The organism is Actinobacillus seminis (genome assembly GCF_002263215.1).
Lineage (GTDB): Bacteria > Pseudomonadota > Gammaproteobacteria > Enterobacterales > Pasteurellaceae > Actinobacillus_B > Actinobacillus_B seminis.
The window spans coordinates 162,310-184,858 of sequence record NZ_NLFK01000006.1; the positions used below are offsets into that span (position 1 = coordinate 162,310).

The window sequence follows — 22,549 nt, forward strand, 5'->3', positions numbered from 1 at the left end:
AGCTCCTATTTTGCTCGATTGCCGCGATATTCGTTTAACAGGTTAGCAAAACGGTAACGCCGGTCAAACATACAGAGTAATCCGCCGAGTGCCATGAAGATGCCGCCAAACCAAATCCAGCGAATAAACGGTTTGTAATATAGGCGCAATGCCCAAGCGCCGTCTTGCAACTGTTCGCCAAGGGCAACATAAAGATCGCGGCTAAAGCCCCAATCAATCGCCGCTTCGGTCATGCTCATGCGACTGACGGTGTAAAAACGTTTTTCTGCTAATAGTGTGGCTTCCCTTTTACCATTGCGAGTGATGTCTACGGTAGCGGCTCCGCCGATATAGTTTGGACCTCGGTTTTCATGTACACCGTTAAATTTAAATTGATAACCGGCAATTTCTACGCTGTCGCCCACGTTCATGCGTACGTCGCGTTCGATACTGTAGTTTTGGCTAAAAGCAATGCCCCACACGGTCATGGCAACACCCACATGAGCTAAAATCATTCCCCAGTGCGAGCGGGAAAATTTGGTTATGCCACGATAAAACCCATGGCGGTGAGTCGCTCGTTGGTGTATTTCATATAAACTAAGCAATAGGATAATTACCGTCATCATGGTTCCCAAAACGGCGCTTACCGTAAGTCTATCTTGTAATATATAAGGTAATGCAAAACCGCAGATTGCCATGAGAATAACGCTAATCGCCACCGGCGTTCTGATGGCGGAAAATTGATCGCGACGCCATTTCACCAAAGGTCCGACGCCCAATAAGAAAGCAAATGGTGTCATGATAATTAGGAACATTTGATCAAAAAACGGGGCGCCGATAGAAATGGTGCCTAAGCCTAACTGTTTGTGTACCAAGGGGAGTAGAGTACCTAATAAAACTACCGCAAGTGCGGTCATTAATAACACATTATTGGCGAGCAACAAGGTTTCGCGCGAGTAACGTTCGGCATTATCTCGGGAGCGAATTTGATTGCCTTTGTAGGCGTAGAGTGTCAGAGAACCGCCGATTACCGCCACTAAATACGCTAAAATATATAATCCGCGGGTCGGATCGGAGGCAAAGGCGTGAACGGAAACTAAAATACCTGAGCGTACTAAAAAGGTACCGAGCAGGCAAAGTGAAAAGGCTAAAATTGCCAGCAAGACTGTCCAAGCTTTAAATGAACCGCGCTTTTCTGTGACCGCAAGCGAGTGGATTAATGCAGTACCGGCAAGCCAAGGCATCAAGGAAGCATTTTCCACCGGATCCCAGAACCACCAGCCGCCCCAGCCTAATTCATAATACGCCCACCAAGAACCAAGCACGATACCTAAGGTTAAAAAGACCCAAGCGGCAAGGGTCCAAGGTCTCGACCATCTTGCCCATGCGGTATCGAGTTTGCCACTCATGAGTGAAGCAATGGAAAAGGCAAAGGCAACAGAAAAACCGACGTATCCCATGTACAATAATGGTGGATGGAAAATTAGACCGACATCTTGTAATAACGGGTTTAATTCTTTTCCGTCTACCGGAAAATCGGGGAACGTGCGATGAAACGGATTGGAAGCAAATAGGATAAAAATCAGAAAGCCGATACTGATCAATCCCATAATACCAAGCACACGCGCTACTGCTTCTTGTGGTAATTGTTTACTGAATAATGCGACCGCGGCACCCCACAAGGTTAATAACCAAATCCATAGCAACAAAGAGCCTTCGTGAGATCCCCAGACTGCCGATAGGCGATATTGCAAAGGAAGGTTGGAGTTGGAATTATTGACTACGTATTGTACGCTGAAATCGTTTATCGCAAATAAATAAAACAGCGCAATAAAGGAAACCGTTAAACTAAAAAATAAACCGTAAGTCATCGGACGAGCAAGCCCCATCAGTTGCTGATGCCCCTTACTCGACGCCCACAACGGAATAATGCCTAATAAAATGGAAATAGCGAGGCTTAATGCTAACGTGTAATTTCCTAATTCTGCAATCATTGCGGTTTACCTTGTTGTAATGTTTGTTGTTGACGATCGCGTTCGCTTTCGCCTTTCAAATCTTGATCGGAAATTCCCATGGGTTTATGTGCTTTTTGCATTTGCGCATCCAATTCCGGCGGCACATAATTCTCATCATGTTTCGCCAACACTTCAGACGCCTGCAAGACCGTTGGCGCAATTAACACACCTTGCGCCACAATTCCTTGTCCTTCGCGGAATAAATCCGGCAAAATACCCTCATATTCCACATCAACGGAAGGACCGATATCATTTAAGGCAAATTTGACTTTTAAACTTTGTGGATCGCGTTGTACGCTACCTGTGACCACCATTCCGCCGATACGGATCCGTTGTCCGACTTCAGGTTTGCTATCCGGATCATTATGTTTGCCATACACCACTTCGGATGGCGTATAGAACAAGTCGATATTTTGGCGTAGGGCATATAATACGAGCGCGGACGCAACCGCGACGCCCAATAAAACAAATAAGACAAGGGTTAATCTGGATTTACGTCTTGGATTCATAATGTGTTACCTGTTTTTGTCGCTTGTTGACGCGCAAGGCGTTGCTGTTCACGTTTAATTTCACGAAAAATTGCTTGGCGACCGAATTTACTTTGCAAACCCAATAACACAATAGCAATCAAACAAATTCCGTAGGACAGCCACACGTAAAACCCGTAACCGCCCATATAAAAAAAATCACTCCAAGTTTGGAAATACATAATGTTGCCCCTTTTATTTGACTAAATGTTTTACCCAAGGACGTTTGCTGTCATCACGCAATAACTCCACGCGATAGCGCACTAACGTAAACCAAATCGTTAACGCCATAAAGCCGAAAATGCATAAAATCAACGGAATTAGCATTGGCGTCGCAATGGAGGGTTTTTCAAATTTGGTAATGCTGGCGCCTTGATGCAATGTATTCCACCATTCCACGGAGAAATGAATAATCGGAATATTGATCACGCCGACAATAGACAAAATCGCGGCGGCTTTCATGCCGGTAGCGCGATCTTGGAAAGCGGAATATAGCGCAATCACGCCCAAATAGAGGAAAAATAAAATTAAAGATGAGGTCAAACGCGCATCCCAAACCCACCAAGTTCCCCACATTGGTTTTCCCCAAACGGCACCGGTGACCAATGCAAGGAACGTAAACACCATACCAATAGGCGCCATAGCAAGAATGGATAAATGCGCTTGGCGGATTTGCCACACCAGCCCGATAATACCGGCGATTGCCATGGACACATAAATACTCATAGACCAAATCGCCGTCGGCACATGTATGTACATAATACGGAAACTGTTGCCTTGTTGATAATCCGCCGGCGCGTAAGCCAAGCCCCAAACCACGCCGACGCCTAACAATAACAAGGTTAATACCATAAAAAACGGAATAAATTTTCCGCATAAACGATATTGCGTTTCTGATTTAGCGTAAGGATGTAACCACTTCCACATGCTCTTTCCTTTTTATTTTTTACTGATCCAAACTTACCCGCAATGCGGCAGCCACTGCAAAGGGCGTAAGCGTTATCGCGGCAACTAACATTGCGCCTAAAATGGCTAATTGCCCGTTATAAGATAAATTCAAGGCTGCCGCATCCAATACCGCCGCGGCAAAAATTAATACCGGAATAAACAAAGGCACGATAAGCAAACTTAATAATACGCCGCCCTTGCGTAATCCAACGGTTAACGCCACGCCTATTGCGCCAATGCAACTTAAAATCGGTGTACCTAATAACAGGGTAAATACCAATGCCCACCAAATTTTAATCTCTAAAGCGAGTAATAAAGCAGCGATAGGGGATAATAAAATCAAGGGCAGTCCGGTTAATAGCCAATGGGCTAAGACCTTTGCTAAACAGACGACCACCAAGGGTTGCGCGCTGAGCATCAATTGTTCCAAGGAACCGTCGATAAAATCATCCCGAAATAAACGCTCAAAGGATAATAATGCGGACAGTAACGCTGCCACCCAAGCAATGCCCGGCGCAATTTTCGCCAGTAATTTCGGATCGGGACCGATAACCAATGGGAAAAGGGTAAGCACGATCAAAAAGAACCAAAGCGGATTGAAAATTTCCGCTTTTTTGCGAAAGGCAATTTTTAGTTCCCGCTTAATAATCTCAATAAATACCATTATTCACTATCCCGAAACCGGTAATTTTCTAACCGCACTTTTTGTAGGCACGCACTCGGCACTTCTTGGTGACTGGTTAAAATCACGATACCGTTATTTTTCACCTGTTGTTCAAAAAGTGCGGTCAAAATTTGCACGCCATTTTTATCAATGGCAGTAAAAGGCTCATCCAAAATCCACAATGGCGCGCGCGAAAGCCATAATCTGGCTAAGGCAATGCGTTTTTGTTGCCCGGCGGAAAGTTGAGCAGCCGCAATATCTTCTTGCCCCAATAATCCCACTTTCTGCAACACATCCCATAAAATCTCATCACCTTGCCGGCTTTGGCTGATTTGTTGATAAAACTTGAGATTTTCCCAGGCGGTTAGCTCGGGTTTGATACCGGCGTGATGCCCTAAGTAGAGCAAATCGGCGTGGTATTCCTCGCGATTTTTATGGATATTGACGCCATTCCAACGCACTTCGCCCTCCGCTTGGCGTGCCAGCCCGACCAGAATGCGCAATAAACTGGTTTTTCCAATCCCGTTATGTCCTTCAATTTGCACAAAATCGCCGGATTGCCACGTGAACGAGAGATGGTCAAAAAGACGTTTATCTCCGCGTTGGCAAGCCACTCGGATGAGTTGTAATTGGTTTAGCGTTGACATCACAAATTATTTTTCCCATTTTGAAAAACGCATTCTATCATAGGATTAAACAGAGACGTAGTAATGAAAGGACGAAAATCCCTACCTCTTTAGGCGTAACTGCTATGATCTTTTGATTTAAAACAAAAAATCAGACAATAGAATTGATTAAAAACTACGCGTTTAATTTAAGGCAGGAGAGAAATCCGGCGCGTGCCGGATAGTGAACATAATAGAGAAAACAAAAGTGCGGTCGATTTTGGCATGATTTTTAAAATATCAGAAAAAATGACCGCACTTTATGGTATGAATTGGAGTAGATTATTCCGCTAATTCTGTTTGTTCATGCGCCATCAACTCTTGTCCAACATCTTCCAACAAAGAAAGATAACGTTCATAATGTTTCAAAATATCCGTAATCAATTCGTTTTTGGTCATATATTGCACATCATAACCAGTACGCCCATCAAAGAAATAATTTAACGGTTGATAGGTGGTGTCATGCTGAATATGCGGCAAATGATCGTCTTCAATCAATTGTTCGGAAATTTCCCGCTTCACGGATTTGATCCCGTACATAAAATCGCGCAAGGATTCTTTTTTGATGATAAATTCCAGCGACGGATCCTGATCATGAATATGGGAGATAATTTCAACGTTAAGATTATGCACATCTGTTAATTCGCGACGTAATTCGCGCATTGCCGGCAATGCCACTTTGCGTAAGAATTGTTGAATATCTTGCTCTTGCGTTTGGTTCAGCATTTGCTCCAAGCGCGCTTTCCATTGCTCCCCATTCCAGAACACGCTGCTCGGCGTCAATTTGGCATCAAAATAACGTTTGTCGTTTTTTAATCCCTTCCATAAACTGACGCACATCACCAACATAAGCATGGCAAAAGGCAACGCGACGATAAGTGTCATGGTTTGCAAGGTGCCTAAACCGCCGGATTTTAATAAAACGATAGCAACAAGCGACATCAACACACCCCACATGATCGCTTGCCAGCGTGGTGATACGAGGCTTTTATCGCGCGAGGCGATATTGTTGAGAACATAAATGCCGGAATCTGCCGAGGTAATGAAAAACAAGGCGATAATGATCAACGCAACCATACCGGTGACAGTAGGCAGCGGTAGATAATGCAAAAAGTGGAACAGCAATTTTTCCGGCGCAGAAACCAGTTCATGCAAGCTGCCGCCAGCAACATTGAGATCAACCCAAATGGCGCTATTGCCAAATACAGTAAACCAGATGACACAAAATAAACTCGGCACTGCTAATACACCGAAAATAAATTCGCGAATGGTGCGACCACGTGAAATTCGGGCGATAAACAAGCCCACAAAGGGCGCCCAAGAACACCACCACGCCCAATATAATACCGTCCAGTTGGTAAACCATGAGGTATTATCGGATTCATACGCATAGGTTTTGAAACTTAAGCCGATAAGGTTGCTTAAATAAGTACCAAGATTGTCGCTAAAGGTGCTAAGTAAATAGAGAGTCGGTCCGCAAACCAGCACAAAAATCATCAATAAAAAAGCTAAGCTCAAGTTAAGCTCACTTAGGATTTTCACCCCTTTGCCGACGCCGGAAATCGCAGAGAAAACCGCTAAACTCATGACCACAACAGTCACGCCAACTTGCAAGCCGAAACTGTTTTCATTGATCCAACCTAATTGCGTCAACCCAGCGCCGATTTGTGATGCCCCAAAGCCGAGGGTGGTGATAATCCCGAACAGGGTCGCAATGAGCGCCATAATATCAATTAAATCCCCCCATTTGCCATTAATGCGATCTTTAAGTAACGGATAGAAACAAGAACGCAAGGCAAGCGGGAGCTTGTAACGGAAACCGAAATAAGCAAGCGCAAGGGCGATCACCGCATAAACCGCCCAAGCATGCACGCCCCAATGGAAAAAAGTGTGCAACATGGCTTCTTGTTGTTTATGTTCAAAATTTCCGGTGGTAATTGAGGAAAAATAATGGGTGAGCGGTTCGGCGACGCCGAAAAACATTAATCCCACCCCCATGCCAGCGGCAAACAGCATGGCAAGCCAAGAATGAAAGGCAAATTCCGGTTCTTCTTCATTACTGCCTAATTTAATATTGCCGAGGCTGCTGACCGATAGGGCGATAAGAAAAAACAAAAAAATAGAAAAAGATAAAATATAGAACCAGCTAAAATGCGAAAAAATCGCGGCTTTTGCCCAATCGAGCATTTGTTGCGTGAAGTTTGGAAAAACAAGTGTCGCAAGGACTAATAACACAACCAATAATAAAGTGGTTCCGATAACAAGGGGATTAAATGATGAGTTTTTATGAATTATCGACGATAAATTCATCCGCAAATTCTCCTATAAGTCATAGCAAATTATCAGCACACTAAAGCGCGGTAGAGTTTTTTGCCAGAAAACTAAGTGAGAATTTTTAAAAAAAAAAAAAAAATAAGGTTTTTAATGAGTATTTGGGGTTGATGATACGTCTTTAAATATCAAATTTGATGACGAAATAGACGCACTATCTTTTTTACCATAACAAAAAGTTATCAAAAAGGCAAATTGCTATCAGCCAAAGGGCGGTCTGAAAAAGCAACATTTTTATATGAGTTGAAAGACGGAAATACTAGATAAAAAACGGGGAAAAGTAAAATGATGTTAGCATTTGATTTTTTATATTTTAAAAAATTTAGTTTTTTATGCTTATCGGATTGCTGAGGATTGCTGTTGATAGCGATAAAATGCTAAAAAATAATTTGACAGAAGATTTTTATCGGGTAAGATTGATTAGGTTTCAATCAGAGGATTTATTTTTATGTTTACTTCCGTTGTTTTATCTCTCAACCTCCTGCTCACACATACTTTGTGCGGCTAGGTTATGGATAAAAAACAGTAAATGTGAAAACCAGAATGTTAGACCCGCACGTAGAGGCGGGTTTTTTTTATAGCAAAATTTTTGAAAAAATGACCGCACTTGGTGTGCAACAGAGCAAAAAAGGACGACAAAATGACAAATAATGTAATTATTTTTGATACGACATTACGTGATGGCGAACAAGCGTTAAAAGCCAGTTTAACCGTGAAAGAGAAATTGCAAATCGCCTTAGCCTTGGAGCGTTTGGGTGTGGATGTCATGGAAGTCGGTTTTCCGGTATCTTCTGCGGGCGATTTTGAGTCGGTCAGAACCATTGCGCAACATATCAAAAACAGTCGTGTTTGTGCCTTATCCCGAGCGGTGGATAAGGATATTGATGTGGCAGCGGAAGCCTTGAAAGTGGCAGAAGCCTTTCGTATTCATACCTTTATCGCCACCTCCGCGTTGCACGTAGAAGCCAAATTACGTCGCACCTTTGATGATGTGGTGGAAATGGCAATTAACGCGGTCAAGCGTGCGCGTCGTTATACGGATGATGTGGAATTTTCTTGTGAAGATGCGGGACGTACCGGTATCGATAATATTTGTCGGATCGTGGAAGCGGCGATTAACGCTGGCGCGACAACGATCAATATTCCCGATACGGTAGGTTATACGTTACCAATGCAATTTGGCGAGATTATTCATAACGTGATGAATCGCGTACCGAATGTGGATAAAGCAGTGATTTCCGTACATTGCCACAACGATTTAGGCATGGCAACTGCAAACTCTTTGACCGCGGTGCAAATGGGCGCGCGCCAAATTGAATGTACCATCAACGGAATCGGCGAGCGTGCGGGAAATACCGCGTTGGAAGAAGCGGTCATGGCGATAAAAACCCGTCAGGATATGTTTAACGGATTGGACACGCGCATTAGCACGCAGGAAATTCACCGCGTCAGCCAAATGGTCAGCCAACTTTGTAATATGCCGATTCAGCCGAACAAAGCCATTGTCGGTTCCAATGCCTTTGCTCATTCTTCCGGTATCCACCAAGATGGGATGGTGAAAAATAAAAATACCTACGAAATTATGTCGCCGGAAACTATTGGCTTAAAGAAAGAAAAATTAAATTTAACCGCGCGTTCCGGTCGTGCCGCAGTGAAAAACCACATGGACGCCATGGGGTATCAGGAAAACGAATATGATTTGGATAAATTATATGATGCTTTCTTAAAACTTGCTGATAAAAAAGGACAAGTATTTGATTACGATTTGGAAGCGCTTGCTTTTATCGATATGCAACAAGGCGACGAAGATCGCTTGACATTAGATGTGATCACCTCACAAATGATCAGCCATTTACCGGCCTCCGCCTTTGTACAGGTGGAATTGGATGGCGAAAAATACAGCGAAGTATCCAGCGGCGGTAATGGACCGGTAGATGCGGTGTTTAATGCGATTTTAAAAATTACGAAAATTGACTTAAAAATGTTAAGCTATAACTTGACCGCGAAAGGCGAGGGCGCGGAAGCCTTGGGGCAAGTGGACATTGTTGTAGAACATAACGGACGTCGTTTCCATGGCGTCGGCTTAGCGACGGATATTGTGGAATCCTCCGCACGTGCATTGATTCACGCCATCAATGCAATTTATCGCGCGCATAAAGTCGCTGATTTGACTAAGGATTTAAAACATTAATCAGTACGAACACAGCGCGTGTATCCGTGATAAACCGTATATGATGTGGTAAACCCACTGCGTATGTTCCTACAAGCGCGGTCGGATTTTACAAAATTTTTAAAATAAAATAGGAAACCCCAAAATGACAACATACAACGTAGCAATATTAAGCGGAGACGGAATTGGTCCGGAAATCATGGCGGAAGCCATCAAAGTATTGGACGCAGTGCAACAAAAATATAATTTTAAATTAAATTACCGCACTTTTGATGTCGGCGGCATTGCCATTGACAATCACGGAACTCCCCTGCCGGCAGAAACAATCAAAGGTTGTGAGGAAAGTGACGCGATTTTATTTGGTTCCGTCGGCGGTCCGAAATGGGAACATTTGCCGCCAAATCAACAACCGGAACGCGGCGCATTATTACCCTTGCGTAAACATTTTGCGCTATTTTGTAATTTGCGTCCGGCGACCTTGTATCAAGGCTTGGAAAAATTTTGCCCGTTGCGTGCGGATATTGCGGCGAAAGGCTTTGATATGGTGACGGTACGTGAATTAACCGGCGGGATTTATTTCGGTCAGCCGAAAGGGCGTGAGGGCGAGGGGGCGAACGAAAAAGCCTATGATACAGAAGTGTATCATCGTTATGAAATCGAACGTATTGCTAAAGTAGCGTTTGAAACCGCAATGAAACGCAATAAACACGTTACCTCCGTAGACAAAGCCAATGTGTTAATCAGCTCAACTTTATGGCGCGACGTGGTAACGGATGTGGCGAAAAACTATCCGGAAGTAAAATTGGATCACATTTATATTGATAACGCGACTATGCAATTAATCAAACAACCGGAATTTTTTGACGTATTACTTTGTTCCAATATTTTTGGCGACATTGTTTCTGATGAATGCGCAATGATTACAGGCTCGATGGGCATGCTGCCATCAGCCAGTTTAAATGAAAACGGATTTGGTTTATACGAACCTGCCGGCGGCTCGGCGCCGGATATCGCAGGCAAAGGCATTGCCAACCCTATTGCGCAAATTTTATCAGCGGCAATGATGTTACGTCATAGTTTTGACTTAAATGACGCCGCCAATGCCATTGAACATGCAGTGAAAAAAGTCTTGGCACAAGGGCATCGCACCGCAGATTTGGCGGACGAAACCCAACCGATTTCAACCGCAGAAATGGGCACCTTAATTGCAAATGCAATTTAAGCGTAAAGTTGATACCCTACAATCAATATTTGAAATGATAGTAGAGACGCCATGCTCGGCGTCCTACTAATAATCTTTCTATTCACAGTTTAATTAATGGTGGATTTCCCCACCCTACAGGACACAAAAATGGCAAAAACCCTTTATCAAAAACTGTTTGATGCCCACGTGGTATACGAAGCAGAGGGAGAAACTCCGATTTTATATATTAATCGACATTTAATTCACGAAGTTACCAGCCCGCAAGCCTTTGACGGGTTGCGCGTAGCAGGGCGTCAAGTACGCCAAGTAAGCAAAACTTTCGGCACTATGGATCACAGCATTTCTACCCAAGTGCGTGATGTAAACAAACTGGAGGGTCAAGCAAAAATTCAAGTATTGGAATTGGATAAAAACTGTAAAGCAACGGGCATTTCCCTGTTTGATATGAATACCAAAGCGCAGGGAATTGTGCATGTCATGGGGCCGGAGCAAGGTTTAACCTTGCCGGGCATGACCATTGTTTGTGGCGATTCACATACTGCAACCCACGGGGCATTTGGTGCCTTGGCGTTTGGTATTGGTACCTCAGAAGTGGAACACGTACTCGCTACGCAAACCTTAAAACAAGCGCGAGCTAAAAGCATGAAAGTGGAAGTGCGGGGCAAAGTAAACCCGGGGATTACCGCAAAAGACATTGTGCTTGCGATTATCGGTAAAACCACCATGGCAGGCGGCACGGGGCACGTTGTCGAGTTCTGTGGCGAGGCGATCCGTGATCTTTCTATGGAGGGGCGAATGACGGTGTGTAATATGGCAATTGAGTTTGGAGCCAAAGCCGGTTTGGTAGCTCCGGATGCAACCACATTTGAATACTTAAAAAACAAACCGTACGCTCCAAAAGGCAAAGATTGGGACGAGGCAGTGGAATACTGGAAAACCTTAAACTCTGATGAGGATGCGCAATTTGACACGGTGGTCGTGCTGGACGCTAAAGACATCGCGCCGCAAGTGACCTGGGGAACGAATCCCGGACAGGTGATCGCCATTGATGAAAAAGTACCGAATCCGGCAGAAATGACAGATCAGGTCACCAAAGCCTCTGCAGAAAAAGCCCTTGCTTATATCGGCTTAGAACCCGATACCGATCTTAAAGATGTGCCGGTGGATCAAGTCTTTATCGGTTCTTGCACCAACTCACGTATCGAAGATTTACGCGCCGCCGCCGCGGTAATGAAAGGGCGTAAAAAAGCGGATAATGTTAAACGCATTTTAGTAGTGCCGGGATCCGGCTTGGTAAAAGAACAAGCGGAAAAAGAAGGCTTGGATAAAATTTTTATCGAAGCCGGCGCGGAATGGCGTAACCCGGGTTGCTCAATGTGTTTAGGCATGAATGACGACCGTCTAGGCGAATGGGAACGTTGTGCCTCCACCTCAAACCGCAACTTTGAAGGTCGCCAAGGTCGCAACGGACGTACTCATTTAGTTAGCCCCGCCATGGCAGCCGCCGCGGGGATGTTCGGCAAATTCGTTGATATTCGTGAAGTCGAATTAAACTAATCATAGGGGCATCCTTGCCCACCCAAAATTACCGCGATAAGATAAATTTACATAGTGGGCGACTAAGCCCGCTCTAAGGACAAAACATGGCAGGATTAAAACAACATTCAGGCTTAGTGGTTCCACTTGATGCAGCAAACGTGGACACTGATGCCATTATTCCCAAACAATTTTTACAAGCGATCACCCGCGTGGGGTTCGGTAAACACTTATTCCACGAATGGCGTTATCTTGATGCCGCGGAAACTCGACTCAATCCGGAATTTGTGTTGAATTTCCCCCAATATCAAGGCGCAACCATCTTGCTGGCACGCAAAAATTTAGGTTGCGGTTCATCTCGAGAACATGCCCCTTGGGCATTAGCGGATTATGGTTTTAAAGTTATGATCGCGCCAAGTTTTGCTGATATTTTCTACAACAACAGCTTAAATAACCACATGTTGCCGATTAAATTAACGGAAGACGAAGTAGAAGAAATCTTCCAATGGGTATGGGCAAATGAAGGCAAACAAATTCATGTGGATTTAGAAGCCATGACCGTCACCGTGGGCGAAAAAATATACCGCTTTGAGCTTGACGAATTCCGTCGCCATTGCTTATTAAACGGATTGGATAATATCGGTTTGACCCTACAGCATGAAGATAAAATTGCTGAATATGAAAGGAATATTCCCGCGTTTTTGCGTTAATCGGTCTTTCTTTTTATACCAATCAACCTATCGAATAGGAATAGCTCCTAAAAATAAAAAAGCCGATGTATAGCTACCCCAATACATCGGCTCAAGAGAAGACGGTAGCTTAACGATGACTTGCCAACCAGTTCACGGCGGCTTGAGCCATGGTGGCAGGACCGATAATCAAAGCCTCTTCATTGAAGACGACTTTAGGATGGTGTACTGCATAGACATTGCCGTCTGCATCCGGTTGTGGGCAGGAGACAAAGAAATAGCAGGATTCAGGCAACCGGCTGGCGATATGGGCGTAGTCCTCGGATGCCAAAATCGGGTCGATGTATTTCACGTCGTAACCTTCGCCTAAAACCTCTTCTGCAGAAGCCTTGACCAACTCAGACATTGCAGGCGTATTCACCAAAGCCGGCACATTGGCGACTTCCTCATAGACCGTTTCGGCTCTGAACGCCTTGCCGATATGTTCGACAATTTCAGGTAATCTTTTTGCCATATGTTTAGCCGAATCATCGTATAACGAGCGGGAAGTTCCCTCTAAATACGCATTCGGCGGAACAATATTGATCGCACCGCCGGGCGCATTAATCGACCCCATGGACAACGACGCTCCTTTGCTGGACGGCAATTCACGCGCTAAAATCCCATTCGTACCGTTAATAATTTGTGACGCCACAAACACAGGATCGACACCGTTATAAGGCATCGCCCCGTGCGCTCCCTTGCCCTTAATCTCAATTTTAAAATTCAGTGCAGAAGCCAATGCCGCCTCTTTATGGATCAAAATCCCCGGTTTTTCACCGTTAGGCCACATATGTAATGCCATACCGGCGTCAGGCTTAGGATTTTCCAATACGCCTTGCTCGACCATCAATTTACCGCCGTTGAGCGTTTCTTCGGCGGGTTGGAATAAAAACTTAATCTGCCCTTGTAACTTATCCTCGTCTGCTTTGAGCATGATCAAGGTCACCAACAAGCCTGTGGCGTGAATATCGTGACCGCATAAATGCGCACATTGATTTTTGGCGGCAAATTCCAAATCCGTTTCTTCGACCATCGGCAACCCGTCCATATCGGCACGTAACAATAACGTTTTGCCCTTGGTCGCATCACCCAACGTCCCCACCAACGCATGCGTATTCCCCAGCTGACGATAGGCAATCCCGTGTTCGTCGAGTTTTTTCTTAATCAACGCCATGGTATCGGGCAGATCAAAACCCACTTCAGGGTGTTGATGAATCTGTCTTCTGACTGCTTTGGCTTCGTCAAAAAGTTGCTTAGCTTTCTCTAAATAGGACATTTTAAACTCCTCATAGTCAAAAATACGTCGTCGCTCCTCCCAAGTTGGAATTGACGGCATGAGTAAATAACTTTCCCATTCTATCATTAAACCTGTTGTATTTGTGCAAATTTTTTTCAGCGGTGCCGAGGTCATACAGCGTTCTCGGCGGAATATCTCTTGATGAAAACGTCGGCAAGACGGCAAAAAATCGCTGACATATCCCCCTCAATAAGGGGGTACCTACAAGCTGTAAAAAAACAAAAAACGCTTGAAAGTCGGGGGGGGGGGTTGATAACATTCCGGTTATTTTTCTTTGCCGACCGCACTGAGGTTCGGCACAACGCAATTACTATTCAATAAGAGAATTTCTATGAACAAAATCTTCAAAACCAAATACGATGTTACTACAGGTCAAACCAAAGCCGTTTCTGAATTAGCCAACAACCGCCAAGTGGCGAGCAGTTCGGAGAAACTAAAGTGCGGTGGTTTTTTGGGATATGCTTTAGGGTTGTTTAAGCTTGCTCCTTTGGCGTTATTGGTGTGTGGGTTGTTGCCGAGTGTGGGGCAGGCGGCAGATGTTTGGCTTCTATCTAAGGATGATTTAAACAAGAATGGTAACGGGGGTTTACATGAGGGAACTGGAATTATGTATGACCAAGGTAAATGGGGTTATCAACATAATATAAACGATGGTGATATTAAATCCAAAGAATCTACCCTTTTAACCAGTGGACGGAATAGAACGGGGGCAGAAACACAATTAAGAAACAAAGATTTCTGGAGAACGGTAGCGATAGGATCACGTGCTGTAGTAGGGGGGAATGATACTACAGCTATAGGATATAAAGCGATTGTGGGGATAAATAGTAAAGAAACAAAAAATAGAAAAGAAGACAGCCATCAAGGAACAGCTGTAGGATATAGAGCCTTTTCATATGGGCTGGAGTCGGTGTCATTGGGGAATGATACGGTAGCATATGGAGCATCGTCGATATCAATAGGGTCGGACAATGTGGGACAATCTAAGAGTGATACTGGAACTATTAACAATCCCTATTCACAAAAGGCTTTAAGTTATGATATATGGGACTTGTTTCATACACATGGATCCAAGTTTAACTACACGAGTGAATATGCTGCAACAAAAAATTATTCACAAAATAATGGAGATAAAAAAACTTTATATCAACAATATTTAAAAATGAACGGAAGTGAACCTGCATATAAAACCCATAACTGGGCATATGGAGATTCGTCAATAGCGATCGGAAGTAGAAACGTTGCCTTTGGGCATAGTTCACTGGCAATAGGGACATCATCTATTGCAAGAGGGAACTATTCAACGGCATTAGGGACAGGGACATTAGCGTTTGGTAACTCTGCTGTAGCAGTAGGGAATGAAGTATTTGTATATAACGATGCGGGTGTAGCAGTAGGAAATAATATACAATCACTTGCAAAAGGTTCTATCGTATATGGATATATCTCTTATGCCGGCGGAGAGGGTTCGGTAGCAATAGGAACAAGAGCCTCTGCCGGTGTAGAAGTTAAAGGAGAGCACTTCAATTTGATTGGAAGTTCTCACGATCGAGTTGTTTTAGAGGAAATGTATAATGGAAATGCTGATGATAGTAGAGATAAAACATATGAAAAATTATCTAAGTTAGATACAAATAAAGAAAATTTATATAAGGTTAAAGCGGATCAACAAGACGGAACCGGTGAAGAGAAAGCAAAAGCTAATGGTGCTACAGGAGGTGTTGCAATCGGATATTACGTTATAGCTAACGGAGAAAATTCCTTGGCATTAGGACGTCAAGCCTATGCCACTGGAAAATCAAGTGTCGCTATGGGACCGTATGCTTACGCAAAAGATGAAAATACCGTTGCTATAGGATATGCCGCTAAAGCGATAGGAAAAGAAAGTTTTGCAATAGGAAGTTATTCAAGAGCGGATGGAAAAAATTCAATTGCATTGGGGATTGGATCTAAAGTTTTAAATGATGCTGTTAATAATAACTTAAACGGAGAGAACTCGCTGGCGTTGGGTAACGAAACGGAAGTGAAGATGCAAAACTCCGTGGCGTTAGGGTATAAAAGTACCACTAACTATTTTTACAAAGACGATAACAAATCCGCTGCAACGTTAATGGGGGAAGATGCTATTGAATTGCCGAGTTATTTCCCTAAAGGGTCAAGTTATAAAGTTGATGTAAGCGATGCTGATGGTGTTGTGTCCGTGGGCGGTTGGAATAAAAGCGGCAAAGTTGGGTTTAGAAGAATTGTCAACGCTGCGCCCGGGGCGTTGGATTCCGACGTGGCAACCGTGGGGCAGTTAAAAGCCTTGTATTATGTGAAAAAAGAAGGGCCGATGGTGTACTATACCGAAGAGGGCGGAAAACAGATTAAGCTCGTCAAAGATGCAGACGGTAAATTTTATAAGGTTAACACCGACAATGGCGAACCGATGAAAAATTCAAAAGAAATTCCTAAAGAAAACGTTCTTATCGGAGCAAAAGGGGCGAATGAAGTCATTGAACCGACAACAAAATTAGCCAATATTGGGGAAAAAATCAAATTCGGGCATTTAGCGAACGGCAAGATTGCAGATAACTCCGATCAGGCGATCACTGGGCATCAACTGAAAAATGTTGGGGATATTTTAGGGATATCTATAAACGCTAATAATACAAAATTTGATAATCCTAGTTTTGCAGCTGTGAAATATGTTGGAGAAACAAATGGAACGCAAAGCAATTTTAAAGGTGTAATAGATGAACTTATTACCGCAGTGAATAAAGGGTATAACTTTAGTGATGGAATTAGTAGTAAAATGTTCAACTTAGGTTCAACAATAACAATTAAAGCTGACAATATTAGCACAACACACAAATCAACGAATTTAAAAGTCCAACTTGATAAATCTGGTAACACAGCTACATTCAAAATTGGAATGACAGACACGCCAACGTTTACAAATGTGACAATTAATCAAGCCCCTACAGACAAGAACCACGTTGTTAATAAAAAATATGTTGACGACAAATTAAAAGACGCCGGAAAATCTCATTATTTATCGGTAAATGAACCAGCATTAAAAGCTGGAAACTACAATAATGACGGAGCAAAAGCACAAAAGGCAATAGCAATTGGGGTTGATGTTGAAGCCGGATCGAATGCAGAATCTGCGGTTTTAATCGGAAACAATTTGAATACGGATATCAATCATTCGGTGATAATTGGTTCGAATATGAATATCGAACAAGATAACGCTAACGCGAAAAAAGACGCTGTGGTCGCTATTGGTAGTGGATTAAAATTAAAAAATGCGAAAAGTTCAATAGTTTTAGGGGCTGTAGACGAAAGACAAGATACAAGCAACAGCGAAAACTCTAGAACGGCAGTAATAGACGCGTCGTGGGCTGTGGTTATCGGGAACAAAACCAAAATCAAAGACGGGACGGATATCGTGGCGTTGGGGAATAATATCGACGTAAGCGGCAGAAATAACAACAGTTTGGTGATATTAGGTAACCAAGCGCAAGCAAGTAACGCTGAAAATTCTGTGGTGCTTGGTAAAGAGGCACACGTTCAAACCCAAAATGTCGTGGCGTTGGGATACAAAGCTAAGGCTGAAACGACGGCTACTGGCGGTGTGGCTCTAGGTCAGCAAGCGACGGTGAGAAAATCGAACGGAATTGCGTTGGGAAGTAACTCTGTGGCGAATACTGACGCGAATATTGTTGGACTAAATACAGTAACTGGTGCAAACCACAAAAACGCGAGTGCTTATGGTGCGTGGAAATCGAGATACGGTGCTCTGTCTATAGGAAACGGTAACGATACACGACAAATCACAGGACTTGCTGCTGGTAAACAAGATACGGATGCAGTGAATGTGGCTCAGTTGAAAGAGGCGACAACGCATTTTGTTTCAATAAATGGTGGGAATAATAGTGATGGAAACTATGCGAATAATGGAGCAACCAAAAAAGGTGCGGTCGCAATAGGGATAGGAACACAAGCGGAATCAGATGGAGCAGTGTCTATTGGTTATGGCACGCAGGTATTGAGTGGAAGTAATAACTCGATAGCCATAGGTGCAGTTAATGAAAATGGAAGTAAAACCAAAATAGAAAATGCCGCATGGGCGGTAGCTATTGGTAATAAGACAAGTATAACAGCTGGGAATGATATAGTTGCCATAGGTAACAATATGACTGTTAATAAAGCCAGTGGTAACAATGAAGTAAACAGTAGTTTGGTAATTATTGGTAATGCTACTAAAGCAACAAATGCAAAAAGTAGCGTTGTTATAGGACACGGTGCAACAGCTAAAAATGTAAATGAAGTAGTAGTAATAGGTAAAGATGCAAATGTTGAAGCTAATGCAATAGGTGCCGTAGCGATTGGAGAGGGTGCAAGCGTGGCAACTGCTGCGGGCGATTCTATTGCTCTAGGTAAAGGATCTCAAGCAACTACTAAAGAAACAGCACAGGGAAATGCGACGGTAGAAGGTGTAAAATTTAACTTTGAAGCTGGAAAAGGAGACAATAAGACAGTATTAAGTATAGGTAAGGCTGGGACAGAGCGTATCATTAAACATGTGGCGGCAGGTAAAGTGAGTTCTGACTCAACAGATGCCATCAATGGAAGCCAATTATTCGGCGTAACTAAAGAATTTTCTAAATTGGCTCTGGAAGTACTTGGTGCTGAAAAAGCGGATAATGGCAATGCTGGATTTAAGAAATCAGAGTTTGAAATTGCTAAATATAATGGGAATACAAATAATAACAAAGCAATGACTTTTAGAGACGCCATTGGTCAAAATACGACAGCTATTAATAAAGGACTTTTAATTAGTGATGGAGGTACTACTGGAGGAGGAACGCTTCAACTTGGGGACACACTAAAAATTAAAGCGGGGAATATGGAAGTTACAGAGCCGATATTAAACACAAAAACTAACTTTAAAAGTGATAATATTAGAACGTCATATTCACCAGGTAACAAAGAACTGTTAATTGGAATTAAAGAAAATCCTAACTTTAAATCAGTAACAGTAGATGGAGAAATCAATAAAGACACACCTGAAAATACGTTGATTACTAAAAAATATGTGGATGAAAAATTAGCGACTAAAGCGGGAACATTTAAAGTGACTTCAGATAAAGGAGAAACTAACGATATAACAGGAACTTTAGGTATTAAAGGAAAACAAGAAACAGCAAATGCTAATCATAAAAACATATCTACAGAAGCGACTGGAACGGATTTGACTATAGTACTTAATAGTGACTTAAAAAATATATCGTCTATTGGAAAAGATGATAAGGCTAAAATTACATTTAATAGCAACGGAACAAAAGATATAACATTCAGAGTAGATAATGCAACATATAAATTTGATAGTAATGGGTTAAGTTTAGGAGATAAGAAAATAACTGGTGTTGCAAGTGGAATTGGAGACGTTGCTAACACAACTAATCTTGATAACGTATTAAAAGGTACTCCTGATGAAATGTATAAATCAAACGCTGCAAATGTTGAAGATCTAGCGAAAGTTGCTGCTGCTATTATTACAAAAGGTCTTAAATTTGAAGATGGTAATGGTAATAAAGTAAACAGAAAACTAGGAGAAACTTTAAAAATAGTTGGAGAAAAAGCAGCTGATGCATCAACTCCTGGAAATATCAAGGTTACTGCTAAGAAAAGTGATACTAATGGAAATGCAAATGATACACTAGAAATAGGATTGTCTAAAAATTTAACTGGAATTGAATCAATTACTAAAGGAACTAATAAAGCTAAATTAACATTAGGAGAGAGTACTGCAAGTCTTGAAAGTGCAGACAATAATTCAAAAATAGAATTAAAAAATGGAGAAATTGATTTAACTACAATCACAGGTAAAACTGTTAAGGTTAAAGATAATGCGTTAGAGGGCGTAAATAAAATAATTGCTGAAGGTGGTACTAATGCAAATTCTATTGATTTAGCAAATGGAAATAATAAGAAAAATGTTGTTATTACAGCAGAGGGAAAACAATTAACAATTGCTAAAGATGGACCTAACGGAAAAGAAGGAATATCATTAACAGGATTAACAGATAGAAAAGTTGATGGGAAAGATTATGGAATTAATGGTAATGCTGGAAGAGCTGCAACGGAAGCTGCTGTATTAGACTTGAAGACAAAAGGGTTGACTTTTGCGGTAAATGAAAAAAGTACAGATTCTAATCCAAAAACTTTAAAAAGAGAATTAGGAGAAACATTAAAAATAACTGGTAAAGATGCGGTTATAGAAAACTTTGATACAACTTATTCACTAGATAACATTGCAACAAAAATTGATGAAAAGAATAATGCAATTAGAATAGGGTTATTAAAAACTCCAAGATTTGAAGCTTTAGAATTAGGTGCTGACAGTACTAAAAAAATATCGCTAACACCAGACTTTGCTAATGGAAATGAATTAAAATTAACATTGACAGGAACAGGAGTAGGAGCAGGAAACGATACAAATGTTAAAATTTCTGGTGTTGCAAATGGTACAGGTGATAATGACGCTATTAATAAATCGCAACTAAATTCTGTTGTAACGGCTTTAGGTGGAAATGCTAAAATTGGTGCTGATGGAATAATAACAGAACCGACTTATACATTGAAAAATGGAAAAACTACTAGCAACAATGAAGGTGAATATAAAAATATCGGAGAGGCATTAACAGCACTTGATAATGCGATAACGAAGAATAATGCTGACGCCGACAAACTAGGTGAAGCGGCTATTACATTTAGTGATGGAAAAACTAAGTTCACTAGAAAAAATAGTGAAACAGATAAAAAAGTTGAGTTTAAAGGCGGAACGAATGTTACTGTAACATTAGACGCAACAACTAACACGAAAAAAGGAGAATTCACGGTATCGTTAAACGAAAACTTAACAGGTATCAAGTCTATTGCTAATGACAATACAAAAATATCATTAAAAGATAAAAAAATAACATTATCTCCTGAAGATGGGGCTACATTAACATTAGAAAAATCAGGAACTGATAAAGTGAAAATCTCAGGACTGGGAGATGGACAAATTGCTGATAATTCAAATGATGCTATAACTGGTAAACAGTTGGATGACTTGGCTGGTAAATTGGGGGTTGCTGTTAATACTGAAAAAACAGGATTTGATGCTCCATCATTTACAGAAATTAAAGGATCAAATAATCCTAGTAAAAAACAAAACACATTCAAAGGGGCAATTGAAGATTTAATCACGGCTGTTAATAAAGGTATTAGTTTTAAAGGTAATGATACTACTAATGGAACAGCAACAATGCAATTAGGTGGAACGTTGACCATTGACAGCTCGACAGTGGGCAATGGTACGACGACTGCTGAAAAAGACATCACCGCATCATTAACGCCATCTACCAATGGCGATGCTAAAGATGCCGGCACACTCACGCTTACTTTAAATAAAGCGAAGACTGTTTCTGACAAGGACGAAAAAGTCATCACTTCCAAAGCGGTAGCGGAAAAATTGAAAGAATACACTACATCAAAAGACTTAGGAGAGCAGTTCTTAAAAGTTGATGGATCGAATATTAACGGTAAACAAGCTGACTTTGGAAAAAATGTTGGGATTGATAAAATCGATTTAAATTCGGATAAAGAATCAACCAAATTAGTACAAGCTAAAGCCTTAGTCAATTACCTAAAAGGCACGGGGGAGAAATCCGTGAAAGTGTCGGATTCATCAACAACGGAAGCGTTGGGAGAAGGTTCGATATCTGTAGGACATGGTGCGATATCGAAAAATGAAGGATCTATTGCCATGGGGTACGGAGCAAACGCATTGAATACCGGTGCAGTATCAATAGGTCAAGATTCCAATGTGCTTGGAATGAGTTCGATCGGTATCGGTAGAGAAAACACGGTAAGAGGCAACTTCTCATTTGCCGTGGGGGATAATAACGTTATTGAGAAAGAACAAAATTACGTAATGGGATCGGACAACAAAATCACCGGTAAACAGAATATTTCAATCGGTTCAAGAAATGAAGTTGAAGGAAACGAAAACATCATCTTAGGCTCGAATATCACGGCAGATGATGAGATACATAATGCCATTGTATTGGGGACAGGTTCGCTGGCGAAGTCCAATGCATTGTCAGTCGGGTCAATGCGACATAAGCGGAAAATTGTGTTTGTTGCCGATCCGACGGACAACTATGACGCCGCCAATAAAAAATATGTAGACGAAAGAGGGCTTAAATTCAAAGGAAATGAATCAGGTCAAACAGAACAACTGGTCAACTTAGACAAGTTGTTGACGATCGATAGTTCGGAGAGTAAGACTAAAGACGGCAATGCTCAAGAAAAGGATATCAAAACAAGTGTTACAAAAGACGGAAACGGGGCTAAGTTAACTTTAACCCTAAATAAAGCGGATGAGGTTTCCGAACACGATGAAAGAGCGGTGAGCTCCAAAGCGGTGCATAGTGCTTTGCAGGCAGCC

At 42.1% G+C, this 22,549-nt stretch carries 13 protein-coding genes; 5 read left to right on the forward strand and 8 right to left on the reverse strand.

Annotated features, from left to right (window positions below):
* Window positions 1-5: 5 nt before the first annotated feature.
* From CFY87_RS07515 to CFY87_RS07545, 7 genes are all read right to left on the reverse strand, one after another.
* Window positions 6-1,973 carry a heme lyase CcmF/NrfE family subunit gene (locus tag CFY87_RS07515; protein WP_094946587.1) on the reverse strand — a complete coding sequence of 656 codons (1,968 nt, stop codon included), beginning with the start codon at window positions 1,971-1,973 and terminating at the stop codon, window positions 6-8.
* Window positions 1,970-2,503 (reverse strand): cytochrome c maturation protein CcmE, encoded by a 534-nt coding sequence (gene ccmE, locus CFY87_RS07520; protein ID WP_094946588.1) that lies wholly within the window; start codon window positions 2,501-2,503, stop codon window positions 1,970-1,972. The genes CFY87_RS07515 and ccmE overlap by 4 nt, the downstream gene beginning before the upstream one ends.
* Window positions 2,500-2,703, reverse strand: a complete 204-nt coding sequence (ccmD, locus tag CFY87_RS07525) for a heme exporter protein CcmD (RefSeq protein WP_094946589.1) — start codon at window positions 2,701-2,703, stop codon at window positions 2,500-2,502. The genes ccmE and ccmD overlap by 4 nt, the downstream gene beginning before the upstream one ends.
* A 13-nt stretch (window positions 2,704-2,716) precedes the next feature.
* Entirely contained in the window at window positions 2,717-3,448 is a 732-nt protein-coding gene (locus CFY87_RS07530; RefSeq protein ID WP_094946590.1) for a heme ABC transporter permease, read from the reverse strand.
* Between the two features lie 19 nt (window positions 3,449-3,467).
* Entirely contained in the window at window positions 3,468-4,133 is a 666-nt protein-coding gene (gene ccmB, locus CFY87_RS07535) for a heme exporter protein CcmB (RefSeq protein WP_094946591.1), read from the reverse strand.
* Window positions 4,133-4,780, reverse strand: a complete 648-nt coding sequence (ccmA, locus tag CFY87_RS07540; RefSeq protein ID WP_094946592.1) for a cytochrome c biogenesis heme-transporting ATPase CcmA — start codon at window positions 4,778-4,780, stop codon at window positions 4,133-4,135. Before ccmA ends, ccmB begins: the two co-directional genes overlap by 1 nt.
* Window positions 4,781-5,080: 300 nt before the next feature.
* Entirely contained in the window at window positions 5,081-7,108 is a 2,028-nt protein-coding gene (locus CFY87_RS07545; protein WP_094946593.1) for a BCCT family transporter, read from the reverse strand.
* Between the two features lie 661 nt (window positions 7,109-7,769).
* Here CFY87_RS07545 and leuA point away from each other — a divergent pair.
* The 4 genes from leuA to leuD all read left to right on the forward strand — a co-directional run bounded on the left by leuA (window position 7,770) and on the right by leuD (window position 12,749).
* Window positions 7,770-9,320 (forward strand): 2-isopropylmalate synthase, encoded by a 1,551-nt coding sequence (leuA, locus tag CFY87_RS07550; protein ID WP_094946594.1) that lies wholly within the window; start codon window positions 7,770-7,772, stop codon window positions 9,318-9,320.
* Window positions 9,321-9,444: 124 nt separating this feature from the next.
* The gene (gene leuB, locus CFY87_RS07555; protein WP_094946595.1) at window positions 9,445-10,521 is read left to right on the forward strand and encodes a 3-isopropylmalate dehydrogenase; all 1,077 of its coding nucleotides are present in this window, start codon (window positions 9,445-9,447) and stop codon (window positions 10,519-10,521) included.
* A 129-nt stretch (window positions 10,522-10,650) separates the two neighbouring features.
* The gene (gene leuC, locus CFY87_RS07560; protein ID WP_094946596.1) at window positions 10,651-12,060 is read left to right on the forward strand and encodes a 3-isopropylmalate dehydratase large subunit; all 1,410 of its coding nucleotides are present in this window, start codon (window positions 10,651-10,653) and stop codon (window positions 12,058-12,060) included.
* A gap of 86 nt (window positions 12,061-12,146) precedes the next feature.
* A complete protein-coding gene (leuD, locus tag CFY87_RS07565; protein WP_094946597.1) occupies window positions 12,147-12,749 on the forward strand; it encodes a 3-isopropylmalate dehydratase small subunit in 603 nt (200 codons plus the stop codon).
* 109 nt (window positions 12,750-12,858) lie between these two features.
* Here leuD and CFY87_RS07570 read toward each other — a convergent pair whose 3' ends face one another.
* Window positions 12,859-14,046 (reverse strand): M20 metallopeptidase family protein, encoded by a 1,188-nt coding sequence (locus tag CFY87_RS07570; protein WP_094946612.1) that lies wholly within the window; start codon window positions 14,044-14,046, stop codon window positions 12,859-12,861.
* Window positions 14,047-14,398: 352 nt separating this feature from the next.
* On the opposite strand from CFY87_RS07570, the gene CFY87_RS07575 reads away from it, so the two are divergent.
* Window positions 14,399-22,549: ESPR-type extended signal peptide-containing protein (locus CFY87_RS07575; protein WP_094946598.1), on the forward strand; the 8,151-nt coding region annotated here is incomplete at its 3' end.

Excerpts from the sequence above, each read along its gene's own strand:
- CFY87_RS07515 (WP_094946587.1), bottom strand. The coding sequence starts at position 1,973 with ATGATTGCAGAATTAGGAAATTACACGTTAGCATTAAGCCTCGCTATT.
- ccmE (WP_094946588.1), bottom strand. The coding sequence starts at position 2,503 with ATGAATCCAAGACGTAAATCCAGATTAACCCTTGTCTTATTTGTTTTA.
- ccmD (WP_094946589.1), bottom strand. The coding sequence starts at position 2,703 with ATGTATTTCCAAACTTGGAGTGATTTTTTTTATATGGGCGGTTACGGG.
- CFY87_RS07530 (WP_094946590.1), bottom strand. The coding sequence starts at position 3,448 with ATGTGGAAGTGGTTACATCCTTACGCTAAATCAGAAACGCAATATCGT.
- ccmB (WP_094946591.1), bottom strand. The coding sequence starts at position 4,133 with ATGGTATTTATTGAGATTATTAAGCGGGAACTAAAAATTGCCTTTCGC.
- ccmA (WP_094946592.1), bottom strand. The coding sequence starts at position 4,780 with ATGTCAACGCTAAACCAATTACAACTCATCCGAGTGGCTTGCCAACGC.
- CFY87_RS07545 (WP_094946593.1), bottom strand. The coding sequence starts at position 7,108 with ATGAATTTATCGTCGATAATTCATAAAAACTCATCATTTAATCCCCTT.
- leuA (WP_094946594.1), top strand. The coding sequence starts at position 7,770 with ATGACAAATAATGTAATTATTTTTGATACGACATTACGTGATGGCGAA.
- leuB (WP_094946595.1), top strand. The coding sequence starts at position 9,445 with ATGACAACATACAACGTAGCAATATTAAGCGGAGACGGAATTGGTCCG.
- leuC (WP_094946596.1), top strand. The coding sequence starts at position 10,651 with ATGGCAAAAACCCTTTATCAAAAACTGTTTGATGCCCACGTGGTATAC.
- leuD (WP_094946597.1), top strand. The coding sequence starts at position 12,147 with ATGGCAGGATTAAAACAACATTCAGGCTTAGTGGTTCCACTTGATGCA.
- CFY87_RS07570 (WP_094946612.1), bottom strand. The coding sequence starts at position 14,046 with ATGTCCTATTTAGAGAAAGCTAAGCAACTTTTTGACGAAGCCAAAGCA.